Here is a 16,155-nt window from a genome sequence, read left to right on the forward strand (position 1 = left end):
ATCAGGAGACAGGAAGATGATCGCAGTTGCCGACCGCCGGAACACGGCTGAACACTACGACGCACGGCGACTCCGGCGGTCGTTCATCAACTCGACGACTTGCCTGAACCATGTGCACCACGCACGCGAAGAACTGCTCGCGGGCAAGCCTGTCCTCTTGGTCGACGAGACCACCGACGGCGTCCCAGGACATCTGGTGGTCGATGCCCACGGTGCTCGCACCGGTGCGGTGGGCTTCATGGTGCGCCATTCCACGGGATACCTCTGCGTGGCGATGGAGTCGACTCGCTGCGATCAGCTTGCACTTCCGCGGGTGTGGGCCTCGAAAGAGTCGGGCGAACTCGACTACCGGGTGGCCGTCGACGCCGCGGTCGGAATCGGGACCGGCATATCGGCCGCCGACCGGGCGCGGACCGCGCACGTCTTGGCCGACGGCGCCACCGCCGCCGCCGACCTGACCAGGCCCGGTCACGTCATTCCGGTGGCGGCCAGTACGGCGGGGGTGTTCGGCGAAGGCGCGGCCGCTCCCGAAGCGGTGATCGAACTGATCCGCGCCACAGGTCACACCCCCGTCGGACTGTACGGCGCTGTTGTCGGTGAGTCGGATCCGACGGGCCTGCCCGACACCCAGGAGCTGGTTCGGTTCGCCGCACAGCACTCACTGGTGGTGGTGACACACAACGACCTGCGGATGGCGGCCGCGCACCGAGCGCGCGAGTCGGCCATGCGCTCGCACGTCGCCGTCGACTACGGCTCGCGTCTGCTGCACGAAGTCATCGGCGGCCCGTTGTCCAAGCCCTTCCATGTGCTGACCGGTAAGGACATGGCACCCAGCACCGAAGTCACGGTGTCGGTTCGTCGAACCGACGGCCCGACCGCATTGATGGCATGTGTCGCCGCCGACGTCACCGACACCGTCTCGGAAGGTGAGATCACCATCTATCTCGACGCCTCACCGGACATCGCGCGTGTGGTGACACCGACGATCGTGGTCAGCACTCTGAACATGCTGGGCGTGACCGCGGCGAGCACGACGGATACGAGTTCTGAGCGCACTCTCCGTCCCGGCCGATTGTCATGGGCGATGAATGAGGGCGCGATCTCGGTCTGAACGACCCACCCAACTCAGTACCGACCTGTGCCGGCATATCAGAAAGTGGCAACCACGATGGCGTTCAGTCCGACCACACTCGCACGATGTGTGCTCCTCGGCATGAGCAATCCCACTCCAGTCGCGGACGGGGCCCTGAGGCCCGTGCTCACCGACTCACTGCGCGACCCCCGGAAGGGCGTGCACAGATGAGTACCGCTCTTGCCCCGGCGCCCGGAATTCCCGTCGCCGACGACATCACCATCCCGCAGATCGAGCAAGATCCCCACGGGGTGTTCGGGCGCCTGCGTGAGGCGGCGCCGGTGCACTGGGTGCCTGCCATCGACCGTTATGTGATCACGCGGTTCGAGGACTGCCGCTTCGTCGAGGTCAGCCCCGACATCTTCACTGCCGAACAGGAGGGTCACCGGGTCGATCCGACCATCGGCCGATCCATGATCCGCAAGGACGACCCGGCACACCGGACACGGTGATCCCACGTCTGTCGGTAGCGAAGCACCTCACCTCGCCGAGTGGATCGCGCGGGGCCACTGAACTGTCGGACTGGAGCGCGGAGGCTGACAACCATGCCGACGTCGGCCACACGGCTCGTTGCGGTCAGCGACTCTTCGTCGGTGCCGGTCAGGTGGTACATCGGTCCGACAAGTTGTCGTCCCGGTTGGAGCGGCGTCGGCCGATGGCGACCGATCGAGAGGCAACAGTAATAGTCCTGCGAGCGAACAGCGCTCCAAGATTTCTTAGTGAAGGGAACAGAAATGACCACGGACGATTCACGCGTAGTCATCGTGACCGGCGCCGCCGGTGGGGTGGGCGCGAGCACCGTCGCCGCGTTCCGTGACCTGGGAGCCAAAGTCGTAGCAGTCGACATCGACACCACCCTGCCCGGTCTGCATGCTGCGGACGACGGTGTCCAGACGATCGTCGGTGACGTATCCGACCCGCAGGTGGCCGACAGCGCGGTTTCGGCAGCTGTCGACGGTTTCGGGCGACTCGACGTCTTGGTCAACAACGCGGCGAAGTTCCTGTTCAAGCCCGTCCTGGAGACCTCGCTCCAGGAATGGGACGATCTCAACCGCATCAACGTTCGCAGCACCTTCCTCTTCTCCCGCGCAGCGGCGCGCGTCATGGTCGAGCAAGGATCGGGTTCCATCGTCAATCTGGCATCCATCGCCGGCCTGGCGGGTGCGGTCGGCCAGGCTTCTTACGGTGCGACGAAGGGGGCATCCATCGCCTTCACCCGTGCCCTCGCAATCGAACTCGCACCCCACAACGTTCGGGTGAACGCATTGGCGCCGGGGGCGATCAACACCAATTTCGTTCGCGACGCCACGGGCGACGATCTGGAGTCGTACAACACCCTGCTGGAGCAGATCGCGGCCCAGCATCCTCTCGGGCGAATCGCGCGTCCGTCGGAGATCGCGGACGCGGTCGTATACCTCTCGTCGGATGCCGCGGCGTTCATCACCGGCACGGTCCTGCCCATCGACGGTGGCTGGACCGCCCAATAGCGTCGGGCCCCCAGGAACCCGGGCACCACGGATCGACCTCTCTCCAACCGGCACGCTGCAGGTCGGACTCGGACCGTCCGTGTCCGGCCGGGCGGCGTCCGTGTCGGGTCCACCGAAGTAGATCAGAAAGTTGATATGACGATGCAGTTCACACACATCACGCTCGGTCAGCGAGTTCTGTTCGGTGCCGGGCAGGCGGCGGTGTTCGTCTCCGGCGAGCTGTCCCGGTTGCAGCGGCGGCGGCCGATGGTGATCGCCAGCTCCCGCCACCAGGTCGAGGCCGCGCACGTGGTGCAAGCGGCCGACCCGGTGCAGGTGTGGGGTGATGTCGTCCAACACGTACCGGCGGGCACCGCCGACGCCGCCACCACCGCCGCGACCGATGCCGACGTCGATGTCGTGATCTGTATCGGCGGGGGTTCGGCCACCGGACTGGCCAAGGCCGTGGCCTTGAACACCGGACTCCCGGTGATCGCGGTCCCGACCACCTACTCCGGCTCCGAGGCCACGAACGTGTGGGGCACCACCACCGACCGCACCAAGACGACCGGCATCGACGACGTGGTACTGCCCACCACGGTGATCTATGACGCAGAACTGTCGATCAGCCTACCGGTGGATGTGTCGATCGCCTCCGGCCTCAACGCCCTGGCACATTCCGTGGATTCCCTGTGGGCACCGCGAGCCGACCCGATCAACGAAGCGCTGGCCCTCGAAGCCGCCCGAGCACTCAACGTGGCCCTGCGTGGAATCGTCGCCGATTCCGGTGATCTCGCCAGCCGCGAGATGGCTCTCTACGGTTGCTATCTGTCGGCGGTCGCGTTCGCCGGCGCCGGCTCGGGTCTGCACCACAAGATCTGCCACGTACTCGGCGGCACCTTCGATCTGCCCCATGCCCAGACACACGCCGTCGTACTCCCACATGTCCTGCAGTTGAACGAACCAGGCGCCCGCGACGTGGTCGACCGCCTGGCCACAGCCCTCGCCACCGGCGACACCCCACACCACCCGAAGAGCACGGGCACCGCCCGACTACTCGATCTGTATGACGCCGTCGACGCCCCGGTCCGACTGTCCGACTACGGTTTCGACGAGAACGGCATCCCCGACGCCACGCAGCGGATCCTTGATGTGGCTCCTGCGTCGAACCCCGTCCCCGTCACCGCCGACAACATCAGTGAACTGCTGGCCGCCGCGCGAGCGGGCAGACCGGCCCCAGCCCTGAGCAACTGACCGGTCGACAACCGTCACTCCCGACCTCGACAGACGAAACCGCAACGGACACTCATGGGCCCGAGCGCGGTTCGACATCGTCCTCGCACCACTCCACTGAGCAACGACCGCATGCCGCCCATCCCGCATCCCTGGAGCTGATCACATCGCGCACACGCCCGCGCCGCGTCTTGACATCGACGAGCATGATCTGGTCGTCACCGACGCGAAGAACCACGCCGCCGGTGTCAAAGCCGTTCTGGTGTCGCTTCAGCGCGGTGTGGAACAGATGGGTGTGGTGCGCACAGCTCGCACACTGATGAAGTTGAACCAGCGCGAGGGATTCGACTGTCCGGCTGCGCCTGGCCGGAAACTCCCGGGCACCGCAAGCACGCCGAGTTCTGTGAGAACGGAGCCAAGGCCGTCGCAGAAGAAGCCACACGCCGAGTGGTCGACCCGGCGTTCTTCGCCACGCACAGCGTGGAGGAGCTCGCGGAGCGTAGTGAATTCTGGCTAGGTCAGCAGGGCCGCATCACCCATCCGATGGTGCTGCTGCCCGGGGCAACGCACTACGCCCCCATCAGCTGGAACCACGCCTTCTCCATCATCGCTCATGAACTCCGCGCCCTCGACACCCCCGATCAGGCGGTGTTCTACACGTCCGGGCGTACGAGCAACGAAGCAGCGTTCGTCTACCAGCTGATGATTCGCGCGTTCCGGACCAACAACCTGCCCGATTGCTCGAACATGTGCCAAGAGTCCTCCGGATCCGCACTGACCGAGACCATCGGCATCGGCAAAGGGTCGGTCACGGTCCCCGACATCGAAAACGCCGACCTCATCCTCATCGCCGGCCAGAACCCCGGCACCAACCACCCCCGCATGCTTCTCCACCCTGGAGAAGGCAAAAGCCAACGGCGCCCGCGTCATCGCGATCAACCCGCTTCCCGAAGCCGGACTCCTGCGGTTCAAAGACCCGCAGAAAGTCCACGGCGTCATAGGCCACGGAGTCGCCATCGCCGACGACTTCCTCCAGATCCGCATCGGCGGCGACCAAGCACTCTTCCAAGGCCTGGCCAAATTGGTGCTAGAGGCCGAAGACGCCGCACCGGGCACCGTCCTCGACCACACCTTCCTCGCCGACCACTGCACCGGCTGGGAGGCCTACGCCGACCACATCCGCGACGTCGACCTCGACACGGTCGTCGAGGCAACCGGCCTCACACTAGAACAGATCCGCAGCACCGCAGACGCACTCATCGGTTCTCGAGCGACGATCATTTGCTGGGCCATGGGCCTGACCCAGCAGACCCACGGGGTGGCCACCATCCAGGATGCCGTCGCCCTGCTGTTGATGCGCGGCATGATCGGTAAGCCCGGTGCGGGGGTGTGCCCGGTCCGTGGACACTCCAACGTGCAAGGCGACCGCACCATCGGCATCTGGGAAAAGATGCCCGAGTCCTTCCTCGCCGCCCTCGACACCGAGTTCGGCATCACCAGCCCCCGCCACCAAGGACTCGACGCCGTCGACTCCATCCGCGCAATGCGCGACGGTAAAGCGTCGGTCTTCATGGCCATGGGCGGCAACTTCGTCGCCGCCCATGGCCACACCGCCGTCACCGAAGCCGCCCTGCGCAATTGCTCTCTGACGGCGCAGGTGTCGACGAAACTCAACCGCTCGCATCTGGTGACCGGACGCACCGCGCTGATCCTGCCGTCACTGGGCCGCACCGACAAAGACCTCCGCGGCGGGCGCAAACAACTCGTCACCGTCGAAGACTCCATGTCGGTCGTCCACCTCTCCCGCGGCGGACTCACCCCCGTCAGTGAGCACCTACTCAGCGAAGTCGCCATCGTCTGCGACCTGGCGCACGAACTCTTCGGAACCAACCACCCGGTGCCCTGGCAACAATTCGCTGACGACTACGACGCCATCCGCGACTCCATCGCCCGCACCGTGCCCGGTTTCGACGACTTCAACGCCCGCGTCCGCCAACCCGACGGCCTCGCCCTACCCCACACGCCCCGCGACGAACGCCGAGTCGACACCCACTCCGGCAAAGCCACATTCGTCGTCAACGACCTGCGCTGGGTACCGGTACCGACGGGCCGGTTGATTTTGCAGACCATGCGCAGCCATGACCAGTACAACACCACCATCTACGGACTCGACGACCGCTACCGCGGCGTCAAGAACGGCCGGCGGGTCGTCTTCGTCAACCCCCAGGACATCGCCGCACTCGGCTTCTCCGACGGTGACCGCGTGGATGTCGTCTCGGGGTGGGTCGATGCCGAGGGCAGGACGCAAGAACGCCGAACGGACGACTTCCGACTCGTCTCCTACTCCACCCCCGTCGGGAACGCGGCCGCCTATTATCCGGAGACCAATCCGCTGGTCCCGCTGGATCATGCTGCCGACAAGTCGAACACACCAGTATCGAAAGGCGATTGTCGTCCGGCTCATCGCCCTCGACTCCTGATCGATCCGCCGTCCCGGCTCGACCCGGTCAGTCACCCTCGACCTTCTGCGCATTCGCCCACCGGCGTCCCGGGTCACCGCCCCACGCATCCCAGGCCACGCGTCCCGCTGTCGGGAAACCGTCCTCGCCGTTGTTGAACCCGGTCGCGTTCTTGTCCACCTCGTGGCGAGAGAAGTAGTTGCGCATCTTCTTGATCTGGTCGTCGTCGACGTCCTTGCCGTCGGCCAACTGGTGGGCCCGATGACGGCCGGTGTCGGTGAACCCCTTACCCGCCTTGCCGTCGTCGATCCATCGCACCGCGCGCTGGGCAGCCTCCTGGACGTCCTTGGGTGGCTTGTGACTCATCTGCCGCGCTCCTGTCGTCGGGTCGTGAGATATCTGCGTGCCCGACGGCGCCTGGCGTCAAACCCGTCGACGGGGCCCTACGAGCGCATCTCGGCGAGGGGACGGTCATCGGCGATCGTCGTCGTCGCCCGATCCGCTACTCGCGCAGGTAGCGACACGAACGGCGTCGGCCACCAGAACCAGCGACCGGACAGCCGCGCGATCGCCGGCATCACCAACGTGCGTACGAGAAGGGTGTCGATCAGCAGTCCGATCGCCACGGTCGTGCCGATCTGCGCGACGTTGTGGGCGTAGCTGGCGAGCATGGCCAGCATCGTGATCCCGAAGGTGAGTCCGGCCTGGGTGACCACGCTGCCCGTACCGACCATCGCGCGTATCAGGCCGGTGCCGCCACCCGCCCCGTACTCCTCTCGAAAACGACTGACCAACAGCATGTTGTAGTCGGCGCCCACCGCCACCAGGAAGGTGAACGCGATGGGTGCGACCGACCAGTGCAGTGGATTGCCGATGAGGCCCTGCCACAGAAACACCGAGACACCCATCGCGGACAGATAGGAAAGCCCGACGGTCCCGATCACGGCGAGTGCCGCGACGAGGCTGCGCAACAGGAACAGGACGACACAGAACACGAAAGCGAAGGCGGCGACGACGATCGCGATGAAGTCCTCGTGCGCGAACGACTCGATGTTGAGGAGCGTGCCGCCCGGCCCGCCGATGCTGACGGTCGATCCCGCGAGCGATGTGTCCTTGATCGCCGCGAGTGACGTCGGGATCACCTCCGCGCTCACGTCCATCGCGTCGCGGCTGAAACCTTCGCGCTGCGGCGTGACGATCATCCGCGTCGCCTTGCCGTCGTCGGAGAAGTAGTACGGGATGCCGCTCTGGAAGAGCGGACTCTCCAGCACCTGGCTGGGTAGGAAGAACCCGCCGGCCGCGGGACTGCCCGCCGAGTACGCCCCGCTGACCTCGTCGAGGAAGTCGGTGATCTCGCCGACCTGCGGGAGCAGCGCTCCCAGTGTCGTGCGCAAGGGGCCGATCAGCTCGCGGATGTCGGTGACCGTGGCGCGTAGCGTCGGGATCTGCGCGGCGGCGGTGGGCAACGCGCCACTCAGGGAGCGGGTGCCGCCGGCGAGATCCCGGACCGATTCGCGAAGTGCCGGAACGTCATCGAGAACAGACAGCCCGCTCAGTGCGGTGCGGCATGCGTCGACGTCCCGGCACTGCGGGACCGACTCGACGAGCCCGCGCACCGGTGCGATCCCCGCCGACAGTTCGTCGACCTTGGTGAGCGTCGACTCGCTCGTTCGCTGCAATTGCGCAGTGGCATCGGACAAGGAGCCCGCGCCGGCCGCCCCCTGCTGCAGCGCGGCGTCGACGCCGTCGATGGCGGTGTCCAGACGATCGACCATTACGCCGATCGCGTCGAGATCGGTGATCCGATCGCGCAGAAGCGATGTCATCTGACCGAAGCGGCTACCGATGTACCCGGCCTGGGAGGTGAGGGTGCCCTGGTCGAGGGTCTGCCCGAGGGGGCGGGTGATCCCTTGGACCGCGTTCACGCCGTCGATCGAGGCGACGGCATCAGTCATCTGCGCAAGGGCGATCAGATCCGCCGCATTGCGCATGTCATGGTCGGACTCGACGATGAGCACGCTCGGCGCCATGATGTTGGGCGGCAGGTGCCTGTCTGCCGCAGCGAATCCCACGTTCGCCGGCGAGTCCGCCGGCTGGGCACGACGTTCGTTGTAGCTCGGGGCGTACATGGCGAGCGGGATGATCATGACCGCGAGCACCGCGAGTGCGGCCGCGAGTACCGGGCCCGGCCAGCGTGCGACGGTGGTGCCGATCCGGCGCCAGCGTCGCGGTGACGCCGACTCCCGCGGCTCCACGAAACCCAGTCGCGTGGCCACGGCCAGGACCGCGGGACCGAGGGTGAGTGCAGCGGCGAGGGTGATGAGAATTGCTATGGTGCAGGGCAATCCCGAGGTGCTGAACATCGCGAGCCGGGTTGCGGCCAGGCAGGCCATCGCCCCCGCGACGGTCAGCGCCGAAGCGATGACGATGTGCTGCACGCCGGCCAGTGCGTCGTAGTAGGCGTCTTCTCGGTCGCGTCCCTTCCGACGGGCCTCTTGGTAGCGGCCCACCAGGAAGATCCCGTAGTTGGTGCCTGCGCCGAGGACGATCACCGCCGACAGCGCTGCCGCGAAGATCGAGACCTTGATGATCTCGTTCTCCGCCAGGAACGAGATGGTGGCGCGGGCCACGGCCAACGCCAGGCCCACCCCGAGTAGTGGCACCATCGCGGTGACCACGGACCGGTAGACGAGCAGCAGCACGGCACCGACCAGCAACGCGCACACCGAGACCAGCAGGATGATGGAGTCGTTGATCGCCACCATCTCGTCGTTGACGACCGCCGACGGACCGGTGACGTGCACGTCGACGCCGGGTGGCGGCGTCGACGCGGCGATCGTGTCCCGCGCGGACTGGGTCGACTCCATGGCCAGCGCCGTGCCCATGTTCCCGGCGAGATTCACCAGGACATAGGCGACGTGACCGTCGGAACTCTGTGCAGCCGGAGCGAGATCGGGATTCGACCACAGGTCCATCGCGGAATTGACGTGTTCGGTGTCCGCGGTCAGCGCAGCCAGCAGGTCGTTGTAGTAGGCGCGGGCGTCGGGCCCCAGCGGTTCGTCACCCTCCATGAGTACGTAGACGAAGTTGTTGCTGCCCCCACCGCCGAAGTACTCCCCCATCTTGACCAGCGCCTGCACCGACGACGCCTCGTCGGGCAGGAACGACTGCGCATGTTCGGTGACCGTCGATTCCAGCTGGGGCACAACGATGTTGAGACCTCCGGCGATGAGCAACCAGAGGGCGATGACCGGAATCGAACAGGCATAGAGAAACCTCGCGAATCGGGGCCGCTTCGACGGTTCCGCTCGCATCACCTCGAGGCGCACCGGGCGCCGAATCTCCGCGGAAAGGCCCTCTCTCAATCGAGCGAACCGCTCACGTGCGTTCGTCATCGATCGCTCCACCGTCTCGTTCACCTACGCCACCGGGACCAGACAATTGGCGACCGTGCTGCCATCGGCGCCCGAGCCGGTCTGCCTCGCTCGCTCGAACCCGTTGACCCGCACCGCACATGACACCGCGCCACGGCCCGAGGACTGGGTCAGTACACCGACCGACGTCGTCAGTTCCCGTGTTCGGAGCACCATGCGCCACGGAACGGAGACCTTGTCGTCGACGACCCGTCCCCCGGGCTCGATGTAGGACACCCGCGCTGACGAGCCCGCCGGGCCGGTCACCACGTACTCGATCGACTTGTCGCGTACGACGCCCGCCTCAGGCGCCGCCGGCGAGTGGCCGATCGCCCGGTCGGGGATCTCACTCAGGCGCAGCTTGCCGACGTAGAACGCCGACACGGACATCACCGCGATGACCACCACCACGATCCACCACGAGCCCGCGTACGCAACGAACTTCTTCATCGGACCCCCATCGACATCGAACACCAGCGGCTCGAGCTGGCCTTTTGTCTGCCGAGCCGCGTTCAGACTGCCAGTGGCAGGGACTCTATATGTGACATCGCGCGTTGGCAAGGTCCACCGAACGCCCGCGTCTTGTCTCGAAGCCATCCGACGCGGACCTCCGCCATGAACTCCATGCGTGATCGCCGTGACCCCTTCTTCAGGGGGTGGTGAGTCACGTCGCGAGGCGCGACCATGGGCTCCTCGCGAAGCGAGCAGGGTGCGCCCCTGTGACGGAAGGCCTTGCCATGACCACGAGCCGATTCCCCTTGACCGAACTCGCCGACCTACCGGCTGACCTCCGTGAACGCATCGAACCCATTGCGGAGAAGTCGGGCTTCGTCCCCAACATCTTTCGCGCGCTGGGTCATCGCCCGAACGAGCTGCGAGCGTTCCTCGATTATCACGACGTGTTGATGGAGGAACCCGGTCCGCTGTCGAAAGCCGAACGCGAGTTGGTCGTCGTCGCCTCGTCCGGAGCGAACCGCTGCATCTACTGCGTCGTCGCCCACGGCGCCATCCTGCGCGTGCGGTCCAAGGACTTACACCTCTCCGATCACGTGGCAACCAACCCTGCCGGAGCGGTCCTGGACGAGCGTCAGCGCGCGATCGTCGATCTCACCCTCGCCCTGACCAGGACCCCAGAACTGTTCGCGGACAGCGACATGGCTCGCGCCCGGCAAGCGGGGCTCACCGATGACGAGATCTGGGACGTCGGGGCGATCACGGCGTTCTTCGCCGCGTCGAACCGACTCGCACACCTGACGGCGGTGGCACCCAATCACGAGTTCTATTCCATGGGTCGGTGACTCAAGCCAGCGGGTGTGACCACACGGGCCTAGGGGGAGCTCAGTGCCGAAACGAGCGCCGACACGAGCCTGGGTATGGCGGTTCGATCTGCCGACGCATGCGCCGGGTCGAGCTGCCCAATCGACATTCCCCAGCAGTCGGGGTCTTGTAGCAGCGTGCCGAGCGCCTGTTCGAGGATCGCGATGGTCGGTCCGCTGTTTCGGCCGTTCACGTTCTCGGCGATCGGCGCGTCCAGAAAGTCGAGTACGTCGACGTCGAGATGCACGACGAACGGTCCGGACGCCAGTATCCGGCGAGCGTCGGCGGCGGCACCTCGGGGGTCGTCGCACAGCGCGGTCCGATTGACGATCGGGATTCCGTGTTCGGCAGCCTGCGCGCGTTCCCAATCGGTCGTTTCCCGAGTCAGATCCACCCCGAGGTAGACCAGGTCCGACGGCTGCAGCAACGGTGTGCGGTACATCGAGTCGACCAACTCCGGCGCGGCCCCCTCGAGACCCAACGCGTGTGCCATCCCCATCCAGCTCAGTGAACCCTCCGAGGTCGAGCGGGGGGTGTTGAGATCCAGATGCCGGTCGATGTAGACGAGCCTGGGCCGTTCTCCGGCACGTGCCATCGCGTCACAGAGTCCGACGGCGACCGTGCAGCTTCCGCCGAGCACGAGCAGGCGTTGCTCCGCTGCGAGCAGGCTCGCCGCAGCGGTAGAAAGCTCGACGAGTGCATCCGCCTCGTCGCCGAGGTTCTGCGCGAACGGTCGCTCACGGTCGGGAAACCACAGCCGCGTCGTCAGATCGCCGGCATCGACGACGTCCGTGCCCGACGCCCGCAGCTGTTCGACGAGGCCGGCAGCTCGCAACGCGCCGGGCGCTCGTTCTACGCCCACGCAGTACGCGCCCGCACTGCTGGGCACGCCCAGCACCGTCGTTCTCATCGAGTGCCGTCGACCGGACTGCCGTGGGTTGGCTCCATGGCCCCATCGTCGCAGAATGAATCGCCTGCTGGACGCCCAGATCGAAAGACAGGCGACGAAGATCCGAAGCCGGCGTCCCCTCGCCGGCCCGCCGCCGGGTTCGTACAAGAGGGCGAGGTCGTGCCACGTCACGGACGCGGTGGGCCATAATCGCGAGCATGCAGAAGCCGGCTTGCCCGATCCGACGCCGGACCGCGCCCGAGGTCCGGGAAGCGCTGCTCGTCGCGGCTGTCGCCGAACTCGACGAGGCCGGTCCCGAGAACGCGAGCCTGCGCGCCATCGCCCGCCGGGTGGGCATCACGCACCAGTCGGTGGCCCATCACTTCGCGGACCGCCGGGCGCTGTTCACCGCGGTCGCGGTCCGCGGTTTCGACAACCTCCACACCGAACACATGCGTGCGCTCGAGCAGCTGCCGGACGATGCCCCGCTCGGCGAGGCCGTCGCCACGCTGGGGCAGGTCTACGTCCGATTCGCGCGCGACAACCGCGCCACGGTCACGCTGATGATGGGCTCACGACTCGTCGACAACAAGGCGCCCGACCTGGTCGCGGCACGGGCGCGCGGATGGGAGTTGCACACGCGCACCGTCTCCGACGCCGCCGACCACGGTTGGGGCGGCGGCGTGCCCGGCAACCTCATCGCCGTCGCAACCTTCGCCATGGCGCACGGCCTGGCCGCACTGGAGACCGACTTCGCCGACCAATTGCCCGACGGCACCGGCATCGAGGACCTGCTCTCGTTGGTCAACGCCGCGATCATCACTCCCCCGCACCAGGATTCGTGATCACCGGGGACGTTCGGTGGCGGCCGGTCAGAGCATGTGCACCTTGCGGTAGATGCGCGCCGCGGGCCGGGTGAGCAGACCCACCTCGTCGAGGAAGCCCATCAAGTGCGCGCAACCCGAGCGGACCATCGACTGGAAATGGTGGTTGCGGCGCATCTCTCCGACCGCCCGACGGTGGTCCAGACCGGCGTCGGCGTAGGCCTTCGGGCGGACGAGGCTGACGAGGATGTAGGACACGGCCATCGCGGTGATCATCGAACTGAGCTGTCGCCGAATCCAACTGGCTTCCGCCATGGACTGGCGCACCTCCTCTCGCGCGAACCGCATGTGGCGAGATTCCTCGAGGACGTGGATCTCGTTGACGGTGCGCACGAGCGGCAGCACCCGATCGTCGCGCATGCAGCCACGCTGCAGCACGTCCAGGACTTCCTCGGCGGCAAGGATTCCGGCGTAGGCGACTTCGCTGCCCGCGACGCGCATGAACAACTTGCCGAAGCGACCCAGGCGCGGGTGCGGCGTGTAGCTGGTCCCGGTCAGCTTGTACGACGTCTTGGCGAACATCAGCGAGTGCCGACACTCGTCAGCGACCTCGGTCAGGGCGAACTGGAACTCCGGGCGGTGGTAGTCGCCGAGGTACTGGTCGCGGATCACCATCTCCTGCAGCATCATCTCGAACCAGATGCCGATGCTCATGATCGACGCCGTCTCGTGCCGGGTGAGGGCGATCCGCTGCTGCTCGGTCATCTCATCCCAGTAGGCCGTTCCATACAGAGTCGACCACTCCGGGCTGCAGCCGTACTTGTCCTTCTCGAGCGGCGCATCCCAGTCGATCTCGGTCAGAGCATTGCGCGACAACCGCGCGGCAGATGCCAGCAGGCGCTGCGACACCTCGTCGATTCCGTCGTCGGAACGGGTCACATCTCTGAGCGCTTCCATGCCGGGCTCCTCGTCGTGCGCGGTATTACGTCTGCGATGCATGCCACCACGGATCGTGCCATCAGTCAATGGTGCGTTTCTCAATGGCATCGACGAGCGCTCGGAGGTCATGGGTACGACTCCGCGTCCCCGGCATGACGGTCGGTCTGTGAACCCCGCCCAGGTAACCTCTCTAGCGATGTCTACTGAAGAGTTGCTGCCGATCACGACCCGCAAGCTGGTGGGCTGGTCTCGCACCACCCCGATCGAGGGTCACGTCCTGTCCACGCCGTACCCCGAGGTCATCGCCGAGGCGGTCGCCCGCGTGGCTGACGACAACGCGGACAAGCCGGACTACCTCAAGCGCGGCGTCATCGCCCGCGGGCTGGGCCGCTCGTACAACGAATCGGGCCAGAACAGTGGCGGCCTCACGATCGACATGACCCCACTGACCAGGATCTACGCGATCGATGACGAGTCGGCCACGGTCGACGTCGACGCCGGCGTCTCCCTGGACACGCTCATGCAGGCAGCGCTCCCCCACGGCTTGTGGGTCCCGGTGCTCCCGGGTACCCGACAGGTGACGGTGGGCGGCGCGATCGCGCACGACATCCACGGGAAGAACCACCACAGCCAGGGCAGCTTCGGCAACCACGTCGTCGAGATGCAGCTACTCGTCGCCGACGGCCGCATCCTCACCCTCACCCCGGGCGGCTCGGCCGACGACCCGAACGGCGAACTCTTCTGGGCGACCATCGGCGGCATCGGACTGACGGGCATCGTGTTGCGCGCCAAGATCCAGATGAAGCGGACCGAGAGCGCCTACTTCATCGCCGACACCGCGCGCACCGGTTCGCTGCAGGAGACCCTCGACCTGCATCTCCAGGACGGATTCGAGGACGGATACGAGTACGCCTCGGGCTGGTTCGACACCATCAGCGCGCCGCCGAAGCTCGGTCGCGGCACGTTCTCCCGGGGAAACCTCGCCCGCGTCGACGAACTGCCGGAGAAGTACCGCGACAGCCCGCTCTCGTTCAACAACAAGCCGCTGGTCCGGTTCCCCGACATCTTCCCCCGGGGACTGGCCAACAAGCTCAGCTTCTCCGCGGTCGGCGAGGCCTACTACCGGATCGGACCGCCCAGTGAGGGCAAGGTCAAGAATCTCGCGCAGTTCTACCACATGCTCGACGTGTTCGGTGACTGGAACAACGCCTACGGACGCGGCGGTGGTTTCTGCCAATACCAGTTCATCGTGCCGACCGGCAACGAGGGCGAGTTCACCGCACTCATCGAGGACATCCAGGCGTCTGGCCATGTCAGCTTCCTCAACGTCATCAAGCTCTTCGGCGAGGGCAACCGGGCGCCGCTGAGCTTCCCGTTCAAGGGCTGGAACGTCTGCCTCGACTTCCCGGTCAAGGCCGGCCTCGCCGAGTTCCTCAACGAGCTCGACCGCCGCGTCATGGCGATGGGCGGCCGCCTCTACACCGCCAAGGACTCGCGCACCTCGGCCGAGAACTTCCACGCCATGTACCCGGAGATCGACGACTGGATCGCGACGCGTCGTCGCATCGACCCCAACCGGGTGTTCATGTCGGACATGGGTCGGCGACTCGAACTCGCCTGACCGACTGCCCTTTTCGACGCGCCGCACGCGCACCCGACCTGTACGTCACCGAAAGCGAGTACACAATGATCAACGCCGTGGGCGTCCCACAGTCCATCCTGGTCCTGGGCGGCAGCTCCGAGATCGGGCTCGCCATCACCGCGGAGTACCTCAGCAAGGGCCCCGCGCGGGTCATCCTCGCCACCCTGCCGGGTGACCCCACCGCCGCCGCGGCGGTGGAGAAGGCCAAGAACGCCGGCGCCACCGAGGTCACGCAGATCGACTTCGACGCCCGCGCCACCGACACCCACCGTGCGGTCATCGACAAGGCGTTCGCCGACGGTGACGTCGACGTCGCGATCGTCGCCTTCGGCATCCAGGGCGACGACGAGCAGGCCTGGCAGGACCACGGCCTCGCGGTCGCCGAAGCCGAGATCAACTACACCGCAGCCGTTTCCGTCGGAGTCCTGCTGGGCGAGAAGTTCAAGGCGCAGGGCCACGGACAGATCATCGCCATGAGCTCCGTCGCCGGCGAGCGCGTCCGTCGCAGCAACTTCGTGTACGGCTCCACCAAGGCCGGACTCGACGGCTTCTACCTCGGGCTCGGAGAGGCGCTGCGCCCCTTCGGTGCTCGCGTCCTCGTCATCCGTCCCGGCCAGGTGCGCACCCGGCTGTCGGCGCATGTCAAGGAGGCCCCGCTCACGGTCGAAAAGGAGGACGTCGGGCGCCTCGCCGTGGCCGCGGCCACCAAGGGCAAAGAGATCGTCTGGGTGCCCGGACCGTTCCGCTACATCATGATGGTGCTCCGCCACATCCCGCGGCCGATCTTCCGCAAGCTGCCGATCTGATCGCTGAATCGCCCAATCGCTGAACAGCAGAGTCT

Annotated in this window: 13 protein-coding genes and 2 pseudogenes; 10 read left to right on the plus strand and 5 right to left on the minus strand. The window is 66.4% G+C overall.

The window, feature by feature from the left end; genetic code table 11:
- Positions 1-16: 16 nt before the first annotated feature.
- The 6 genes and pseudogenes from ACFVHY_RS14175 to ACFVHY_RS14200 all read left to right on the plus strand — a co-directional run bounded on the left by ACFVHY_RS14175 (position 17) and on the right by ACFVHY_RS14200 (position 6,448).
- Entirely contained in the window at positions 17-1,111 is a 1,095-nt protein-coding gene (locus ACFVHY_RS14175) for a 3,4-dihydroxy-2-butanone-4-phosphate synthase (RefSeq protein WP_390272745.1), read from the plus strand.
- 188 nt (positions 1,112-1,299) lie between these two features.
- On the plus strand, positions 1,300-1,584 hold the full coding sequence (locus ACFVHY_RS14180; protein WP_390272747.1) for a hypothetical protein: 285 nt from the start codon (positions 1,300-1,302) through the stop codon (positions 1,582-1,584).
- Positions 1,559-1,645 (plus strand): annotated as a pseudogene (locus tag ACFVHY_RS14185) (MBL fold metallo-hydrolase); the annotation flags it as partial. The gene ACFVHY_RS14180 and the pseudogene ACFVHY_RS14185, both read left to right, overlap by 26 nt.
- A 221-nt stretch (positions 1,646-1,866) precedes the next feature.
- Positions 1,867-2,619: an SDR family NAD(P)-dependent oxidoreductase gene (locus ACFVHY_RS14190; protein WP_390272749.1), complete on the plus strand. Its 753-nt coding sequence runs from the start codon at positions 1,867-1,869 to the stop codon at positions 2,617-2,619.
- 135 nt (positions 2,620-2,754) lie between these two features.
- The gene (locus ACFVHY_RS14195) at positions 2,755-3,852 is read left to right on the plus strand and encodes a maleylacetate reductase (RefSeq protein WP_390272751.1); all 1,098 of its coding nucleotides are present in this window, start codon (positions 2,755-2,757) and stop codon (positions 3,850-3,852) included.
- A 145-nt stretch (positions 3,853-3,997) separates the two neighbouring features.
- Positions 3,998-6,448 (plus strand): annotated as a pseudogene (locus ACFVHY_RS14200) (FdhF/YdeP family oxidoreductase).
- On the opposite strand, the gene ACFVHY_RS14205 reads toward ACFVHY_RS14200, so the two are convergent.
- From ACFVHY_RS14205 to ACFVHY_RS14215, 3 genes are all read right to left on the minus strand, one after another.
- Positions 6,339-6,656, minus strand: coding sequence for a hypothetical protein (locus ACFVHY_RS14205; protein ID WP_390272753.1), 318 nt, complete (start codon positions 6,654-6,656; stop codon positions 6,339-6,341). The pseudogene ACFVHY_RS14200 and the gene ACFVHY_RS14205 overlap by 110 nt on opposite strands.
- 77 nt (positions 6,657-6,733) lie before the next feature.
- Positions 6,734-9,685, minus strand: a complete 2,952-nt coding sequence (locus ACFVHY_RS14210; RefSeq protein WP_390272754.1) for an RND family transporter — start codon at positions 9,683-9,685, stop codon at positions 6,734-6,736.
- A gap of 24 nt (positions 9,686-9,709) precedes the next feature.
- Positions 9,710-10,153: an MmpS family transport accessory protein gene (locus ACFVHY_RS14215; RefSeq protein WP_390272756.1), complete on the minus strand. Its 444-nt coding sequence runs from the start codon at positions 10,151-10,153 to the stop codon at positions 9,710-9,712.
- Between the two features lie 287 nt (positions 10,154-10,440).
- On the opposite strand from ACFVHY_RS14215, the gene ACFVHY_RS14220 reads away from it, so the two are divergent.
- Complete coding sequence (locus tag ACFVHY_RS14220) at positions 10,441-11,001, plus strand: peroxidase-related enzyme (protein WP_390272758.1); 561 nt, start codon at positions 10,441-10,443, stop codon at positions 10,999-11,001.
- Positions 11,002-11,030: 29 nt separating this feature from the next.
- Here ACFVHY_RS14220 and ACFVHY_RS14225 read toward each other — a convergent pair whose 3' ends face one another.
- Positions 11,031-11,930: an arginase family protein gene (locus ACFVHY_RS14225; protein WP_390272760.1), complete on the minus strand. Its 900-nt coding sequence runs from the start codon at positions 11,928-11,930 to the stop codon at positions 11,031-11,033.
- Positions 11,931-12,127: 197 nt separating this feature from the next.
- Here ACFVHY_RS14225 and ACFVHY_RS14230 point away from each other — a divergent pair, with 197 nt between their 5' ends.
- A complete protein-coding gene (locus tag ACFVHY_RS14230) occupies positions 12,128-12,754 on the plus strand; it encodes a TetR/AcrR family transcriptional regulator (protein ID WP_259935539.1) in 627 nt (208 codons plus the stop codon).
- Positions 12,755-12,781: 27 nt separating this feature from the next.
- Here ACFVHY_RS14230 and ACFVHY_RS14235 read toward each other — a convergent pair whose 3' ends face one another.
- Positions 12,782-13,690: a diiron oxygenase gene (locus ACFVHY_RS14235; protein ID WP_390272763.1), complete on the minus strand. Its 909-nt coding sequence runs from the start codon at positions 13,688-13,690 to the stop codon at positions 12,782-12,784.
- 178 nt (positions 13,691-13,868) lie between these two features.
- Here ACFVHY_RS14235 and ACFVHY_RS14240 point away from each other — a divergent pair, with 178 nt between their 5' ends.
- Positions 13,869-15,293, plus strand: coding sequence for an FAD-binding protein (locus tag ACFVHY_RS14240; protein WP_390272765.1), 1,425 nt, complete (start codon positions 13,869-13,871; stop codon positions 15,291-15,293).
- 65 nt (positions 15,294-15,358) lie between these two features.
- On the plus strand, positions 15,359-16,120 hold the full coding sequence (locus ACFVHY_RS14245; RefSeq protein ID WP_390272767.1) for a decaprenylphospho-beta-D-erythro-pentofuranosid-2-ulose 2-reductase: 762 nt from the start codon (positions 15,359-15,361) through the stop codon (positions 16,118-16,120).
- Positions 16,121-16,155: the final 35 nt, after the last annotated feature.

The organism is Gordonia sp. NPDC127522 (assembly GCF_042672305.1).
GTDB lineage: Bacteria > Actinomycetota > Actinomycetes > Mycobacteriales > Mycobacteriaceae > Gordonia > Gordonia hongkongensis.